6 protein-coding genes and 1 tRNA gene are annotated in these 6,447 nt (G+C 63.2%); 2 read left to right on the top strand and 5 right to left on the bottom strand.

The genetic code is table 11. The annotated features are described in order from the left end of the window. The 5 genes from uvrC to ACK5L9_RS21055 form a co-directional block, all read right to left on the bottom strand. On the bottom strand, positions 1–1,485 hold a 1,485-nt coding region (gene uvrC / locus ACK5L9_RS21075), incomplete at its 3' end, for an excinuclease ABC subunit UvrC (RefSeq protein ID WP_416913418.1). Between the two features lie 305 nt (positions 1,486–1,790). Then, the gene (locus ACK5L9_RS21070; protein WP_416913417.1) at positions 1,791–2,564 is read right to left on the bottom strand and encodes an SDR family oxidoreductase; all 774 of its coding nucleotides are present in this window, start codon (positions 2,562–2,564) and stop codon (positions 1,791–1,793) included. Further along, complete coding sequence (locus ACK5L9_RS21065) at positions 2,561–3,487, bottom strand: calcium/sodium antiporter (protein WP_416913416.1); 927 nt, start codon at positions 3,485–3,487, stop codon at positions 2,561–2,563. Before ACK5L9_RS21065 ends, ACK5L9_RS21070 begins: the two co-directional genes overlap by 4 nt. Positions 3,488–3,592: 105 nt before the next feature. Continuing rightward, positions 3,593–4,396: a S49 family peptidase gene (locus tag ACK5L9_RS21060; protein WP_416913415.1), complete on the bottom strand. Its 804-nt coding sequence runs from the start codon at positions 4,394–4,396 to the stop codon at positions 3,593–3,595. 48 nt (positions 4,397–4,444) lie between these two features. Beyond that, positions 4,445–5,470, bottom strand: a complete 1,026-nt coding sequence (locus ACK5L9_RS21055; protein WP_416913414.1) for a LacI family DNA-binding transcriptional regulator — start codon at positions 5,468–5,470, stop codon at positions 4,445–4,447. Between the two features lie 100 nt (positions 5,471–5,570). Here ACK5L9_RS21055 and ACK5L9_RS21050 point away from each other — a divergent pair. Together ACK5L9_RS21050 and ACK5L9_RS21045 are read left to right on the top strand one after the other, a co-directional pair. After that, a tRNA-Arg gene (locus tag ACK5L9_RS21050) sits at positions 5,571–5,647 on the top strand. Between the two features lie 278 nt (positions 5,648–5,925). Beyond that, positions 5,926–6,447: helix-turn-helix domain-containing protein (locus ACK5L9_RS21045; protein WP_416913413.1), on the top strand; the 522-nt coding region annotated here is incomplete at its 3' end.

The raw sequence follows: 6,447 nt of genomic DNA, 5'->3' as shown, positions 1-6,447 counted from the left end.
GTCCCCGACCCCCAGATCGGCAATGATTCCCTCGACCGCCGAGACCTGACCTGCGCCTCCGTCAATCAGCAGCAGGTCGGGCCAGGCCTCGGTCTGGCGGTCGGGATCCTCTTTCAGCAGGCGTTGAAAGCGGCGGGTCAGAACCTCTTTCCTCATGCCGAAATCGTCGCCGGGCGTGATCTCGGTCCCCTTGATGTTGAACTTGCGATACTGGTTTTTGACATACCCTTCCGGCCCCGCGACGATCATGCCGCCGACCGCATTCGTGCCCATGATGTGACTGTTGTCGTAAACCTCGATCCGGCGGGGCGGGGCGGGCAGGTCAAAAGCCTCGGCGATCCCCTCAAGCAGCCGCGCCTGCGCCGCGCTTTCCGACATGCGGCGTCCCAGGCTTTCGCGGGCATTGCGCAAGGCGTTGGTCACAAGCTCGAATTTCTCGCCGCGTTGAGGTACGGCGATTTCGACCCGGCGGCTGGCACGCTGGGACAGAACCTCGGCGGTCAGCTCGGGGTCTTCGGCACCATGGGACAGCAGAATGGCGCGGGGCGGCGGCTTGTCGTCGTAAAATTGCAGCAGAAAGGCCTGTATCACCTCGTCCGCCGATTCAGCGCCCCCCAACCGGGGATAGAAATCGCGGTTCCCCCAGCTTTGATTGCCACGGATGAAAAACACCTGCACGCAGGCCTGCCCGCTTTCCATGTGCAGGGCGATGATGTCGGCCTCGGCGACGCCGCGCGGGTTGATGGCCTGCACCGATTGCACCGAGGTCAGCGCCTTGATCCGGTCGCGCAGGGCGGCGGCGCGCTCATATTCCATCGCCTCGGCTGCCTTGGCCATGTCCTTTGCCAGTTGCGCCTGAATGGCGGTGCTTTTCCCCTGCAGGAAGCGTTCCGCATCGCCGACCAGCCCGGCATAGTCCTCGTGGCTGATCCGGCCGACACAGGGCGCGCTGCACCGTTTGATCTGATATTGCAGACAGGGGCGGGTGCGCGATTCAAAGGTCGAATCGGTGCAGTTGCGCAGCAGGAACACGCGCTGCAACTGCGCCAGAGTCCGGTTCACTGCGCCCGCGCTGGCAAAGGGGCCGTAGTAGTCGCCCTTTTCCGACTTCGCGCCGCGGTGTTTCCTGATCTGCGGAAAGTCGTGGCTTTTGGCGACAAGGATATTCGGAAAGGATTTGTCGTCGCGCAGCAGCACATTGTAGCGCGGCTTCAACTGCTTGATCAGGTTCTGTTCCAGCAGCAGGGCCTCGGTCTCGGTCCGGGTGGTCAGGAACATCATCGAATGCGTCTCGCGGATCATCCGGGCGATGCGCCCCGAATGCCCCGAGGGCCGCGCATAGTTCGACACGCGTGCCTTCAGATCACGCGCCTTTCCGACATACAGAACCGCGCCCTGCGCATCCAGCATCCGATAGACGCCAGGGCTGCCGTCGAGCGTGCGAAGATAGTTCTGTATCAGCGCGTGGCCGGTTTTCTGTGACATGGCATCGACCAAGTGATTCCCCTACGGGCTGCAAGGTTTGAAGTCTGAATGCAAGGATTAACCTGTCCACGGAATCTGTGGATAACTCTGTGGAGGGGCTGTGAGACAAGACGGGTTGGGCCAGCAATCGTTACAGTTTTGTAAAGATGCCCGTTTTTTGGGCAATAGAAAACCTCATTGATAATACACGATTTTTTTAAATGTGGCAGATAGACAACTGAAATCCGGGGCAGAATTCGTGAACGGTGCAACATTACCTTGCGGAAAGTGGACAAAGACCGGATGTCTGGTACAAACCTTGGCTTTTAGCTGTCCTGAATGTCGGGCGTTCGCCAGCCCAGATGCTGCCCGCCATCGACGCAGATCAACTGCCCGGTCACGGCTTTCGCGTCCAGCAGATAACCCAGTGCCGCCGTCACATCCCCCGGATCCGCGCCCCGTTTCAGAATGGTCGCCGCACGCTGTGCCGCGAAATGCTGCGGTGTTTGGCGATGCCCGATCATCGTCGGGCCGGGGCCGATGGCGTTGACGCGGATGTCGGGGGCCAGCGCCTGCGCCGCCGTCCGGGTCAGCGCCCACAGCCCGGCCTTGGCCAGCGAATAAGTCATGAACTCTGGCGTTGGCTTCATCACGCGCTGATCGGCCATATTGACCACCAGCGCGGCGGCGACGGGTTCGCCATTGCCGTCCGGTGCCGCCTTCGGGGCCTGGGTGGCAAAGGACTGGATCAACTGGAACGGCGCGCGCAGATTCGAGCCGACATGCCGGTCCCAGCTTTCCATGGTGGCGCTGCGGATATTGTCATATTCGAAGATCGAGGCATTGTTGACCAGCACCGTAACCTGCCCCATCGCGCCCGCCACTTGCGGCACCAGCGCAGCCGTTGCCTCGTGATCCAGCAGATCGGCCTGAAAAACCTGCGCACGGACCCCTGTCGCGCGGGCCTCGGCGGCGGTATCGGCGGCCTCGGTTGCGGAACGGTCGTAATGGATGGCGACGTCATATCCGCGCCCGGCCAGATACAACGCCATGGCCCGGCCCAGCCGCCGCGCCGCGCCCGTGACCAGTGCGACCGTCACAGCAGCACGCAGACATAGGCGGCATAGATCGCCAGCAATCCCACCCCGGCCAGCCGCGAGATCGGGATGCCCCGGAACAGGAAAGGGGCCAGAAGCAGAGAGCTGCCCAGCATCACCCACAGATCCAGATGCAGCATGCTCGCGGGGACGGGCAGAGGCTGAACCGTGGCGGTGATGCCCAGAATCGCCAGAATGTTAAAGATGTTCGACCCGACGACATTCCCAAGCGCCAGATCCGCCCGCCCCCGCAGGGCCGAGGCGACCGAGGCAGCCATTTCCGGCAGCGAGGTGCCGATCGCCACCAGTGTCAGCCCGATGACCGTTTCGCTGATCCCGAAAAGGCGGGCGATGTCGGTCGCGCCGGCCACCAGCAACTGCGCCCCGACCGGCAGAGCGACCAGACCCACGGCCAGCCAGATCGCGATCTTGCGGCCCGTGGCGCCGGCTTCGGCCCCCTCGATCTCGGCCCGCACCTCGCGCTGCGCGGTGGCAAGCTGCCGCCACAGTACCGCGACCAGCGCCAGCAGCAGCGCGCAGCCCTCGACCCGTCCGATCCGGCCTGTAAAGGCCAGCCCGATTACCAGAACCGAGGCCGCAATCATCATCGCCCAGCTTTCGCGCAGATCGTGCCCCTTGGTCACGATCCCCGACACCAGCGCGCTGCCCCCGAGGATCATCAGCACATTTGCGATATTCGATCCGACCGCATTGCCCAGGGCGATGTCGGTCGAACCCTTCAGCGCCGCCGACAGCGACACGATCAGTTCCGGTGCCGAGGTGCCAAAGGCCACCACCGTCAGCCCCACGACCAGAGGCGTCACCCCCAGCCGCAGCGACAGGTTGACCGCCCCCTTCACCAGTTGGTCGCCCCCCAGAACCAGCAAGGCCAGCCCAGCCAGCACCAACGCAAGATCACCGATCACGACGCGAAATCCCCAGCATTTTCTTGAGAAACCGGCGGAAACCGGGGCCGCTGAACAGGGCCAGCCCGACAATGACCAGCAGAAAGACGATGACGATGCGGACGCTCATCCCCCGGCACCGAACCGGGCGAAGGCCGCGCGTTCCTCTGCGGCATCCAGCAGTGCATCTGCCGACAGCCCCAGCCGCCGGAACAGCGACCGGCGCGGAGCCAGCACCGAAAACCGGGTCTTGTCGCCGTAAAGTTCCTTCATCTTCGGAACCAGATGACCGATTCCATCGGCCAGCCCCAGCCTGACCGCTTCGCGCCCGGCCCAAAATTCGCCGGTGAACAGATCGCGCCCCTGTGCCAGCCGGTCGCCCCGGCGCGCGCTGACATGGGCCCTGAACGCCTCGTGGATCGGCTCAAGCACATTGCGCAGCCGCGCCACGTCATCGGGATTTTCGGGGCGGAAGGGATCCAGCGTCGATTTCGACACGCCGGCAGTATGCACCCGCCGCTCGATCCCCCAGCGGGCGATCAGTTCCTGAAAGCCGAAGCCGGCCGAAATGACCCCGATGGATCCCAGAACCGAACTGTCATCCGCCCAGATATGATCCCCGGCGCAGGCCAGCCAATACCCGCCTGAAGCCGCCATATCCTCGACAAAGGCATGAACCGGCAGCCCTGTTTCACCGGCCAGCCGCCGGATCCGCGCCGCAATCAGCGAGGATTGCACCGGCGACCCGCCCGGAGAGTTGATGGCAAGCGCCACGGCGACAGGCTTGCCCTTGCGAAAGGCCCGCTCGATCAGCGGGGCAAGCGCGGCGTCGTTCAGCCCCCGGCCCGCGATGCCGATGGCACCCTGCAGGCGAAGTACGGCGACTTTCGGACCGCGCTCAAGAACTCGGTGAAGGATGGGTATACGCATGGGCAGAGACATATGCCGTCGCCCGCGCCGCGACAAGGCCGAGAAGGATCATGATCGCGCGGGGCGAATGGTGTCGCCGGGCATGAAGGTCGGCGTCAACTGGATGATACGATCCTCGGGCGCGGCCTCTTTTCCCGCCACCAGCCGCGCGGCGCGTCGCCCGATCTCGACCCGGCGCGCATCGGTGGTGGTCAGCCGCACCGGCAGACCGTCCAGCAGATCGACCCCGTTGAACCCCGCCAGCCCGATCCGACCGGGAATGTCATAGCCCTTGTCCAGACAGTGCAGCAACCCGCCCGCGCCGATCATGTCGTTCGAGAAATACAGGAAATCCAGATCCGGCGCGCGGCTCAGGATGCGCTCGGTCAGTTCGCGACCCTTCAGCAGCGACGATCCCCCCTGATAATATTCCCGCGCCTCAAGCTGCACCCCGGCGGCGTTCAGCCCCTCTTCAAAGCCCAGCAGCCTTTTGCGGGCGCGGTGATCCTCGGGCATATGCGTGCCCACGAACCCGATCCGGCGATACCCTGCGGCAACGATCCGCGCCGCCATCTCGCGCCCGGCGCGGTTATGCGAGATCCCGACCAGAGTGTCGATCGCCTTGCCGTCGGTATCCATGATCTCGACCACCGGGATGCCCGAACTGGACAGCATCGCCCGCGAGGCATTGCTGTGCTCCAACCCCGCCAAAATCACCCCCGAGGGCCGCCAGGACAGCATGTCATACAGCACCAGCTCCTCTCGCGCGGGCGAATAATTGGTGACGCCGATCACCGGTTGCAGACCGGTATCGTCCAGTTCTGCCGAGATTCCGCCCAACACATCGGGAAAGACCAGATTGGACAGCGACGGAATGACCACCGCGATCAGATTCACCCGCTGACTGGCCAGCCCCCCGGCGATCTTGTTGGGCACATAGCCCAAGGTCTTGGCGGCGGTCAGCACCTTTTCGCGGGTGGCCGCCGAAACATCCCCCCGGTTGCGCAGGACACGGCTGACAGTCATCTCGGACACGCCCGACGCCTCGGACACATCACGCAGGGTCAGAGGGCGGCGGGGACGTTGAACGGTCATTGAGAACCAGATTGAATACTGTGACGACACGGATGTTAGCGCATGGCAAAGACCGCGACAACCTTGCCAAATGGTCGCAACCTTGCGAAAAGACGCCGACGGCCCCGTGGCTCAACTGGATAGAGCAGCCCCCTCCTAAGGGGCAGGTTACAGGTTCAAGTCCTGTCGGGGTCACCAAATTATCTATTGAGATCAAATCGCTACCAGAGCGGCCCTGTGGCTTCATGCCGTAGGTTGCATGATTTTCCGGTATATTTCGTGCGGAATCCCGGCTGCGTCTGTACAAAACCTGTACAGTTTGCTGCTCATTGCGTGCCCGCTATCCGGTGCGGGCCAAATGAAAACCCCGGTTCGGCGGCAACCGAAACCGGGGTAAAAGTTCATATAAAGGCATCCAGCCTTCCCAACGCTTATAGCATCTCGAAAGAGATGCCGTCCAGAAAAGAGGTGCTGGCATGACGCAGCATCTTACGCACGGCGGCCTTCCTGAGGGCATGACACGCTGGCAGTTCTTTGGGCTGATCGAGAGCGCCCGACGCCAGCTCGGCCTCAGCAAGGGTGCAATCGCCTATCTGAAGGTCTCGATCTCCAACACGATAGACGAGGATTTTCTTGCAGGCCGGATTTGTAGCTTCTGGACTTCGGTCACGAAGATTGCCGCGCAGGCGGGACTGGACCGGCGGCAGGTTGCCCGCATCGAGGGCGATTGGGTTGAGCGTGGGCTGCTGGCGAAATCAGCTTCTGACCACAGCCGTCGCGGCGGTTCCCGCAGAGAAGGAAAGATTGGCCACGAATTCGGGATCCATCTCGCGCCTTTGATCGCGCGCGCCGCCGAGATCAGAGCCGCCGCCCGCAAGGCAGCATTTGAAGAAGAGAAAGCCGAACGACTGCGCGCCCGGATAAAGAAGCTATTCGGTGACATCCGCAGGCTTGGTTTCGACCGTGCGATGGACGCCGCCGAGGATGTTCTGCCCAAT

This window comes from Paracoccus sp. (in: a-proteobacteria) (assembly GCF_047973135.1).
Lineage (GTDB): Bacteria > Pseudomonadota > Alphaproteobacteria > Rhodobacterales > Rhodobacteraceae > Paracoccus.
The sequence above is the reverse complement of the archived record's forward strand: the minus strand, read 5'-3'. Positions and strand labels throughout refer to the sequence as shown.

Coding starts and splice junctions, on each gene's coding strand:
- ACK5L9_RS21060 (WP_416913415.1), bottom strand. CDS start 4,396: ATGCGTATACCCATCCTTCACCGAGTTCTTGAGCGCGGTCCGAAAGTC.
- ACK5L9_RS21055 (WP_416913414.1), bottom strand. CDS start 5,470: ATGACCGTTCAACGTCCCCGCCGCCCTCTGACCCTGCGTGATGTGTCC.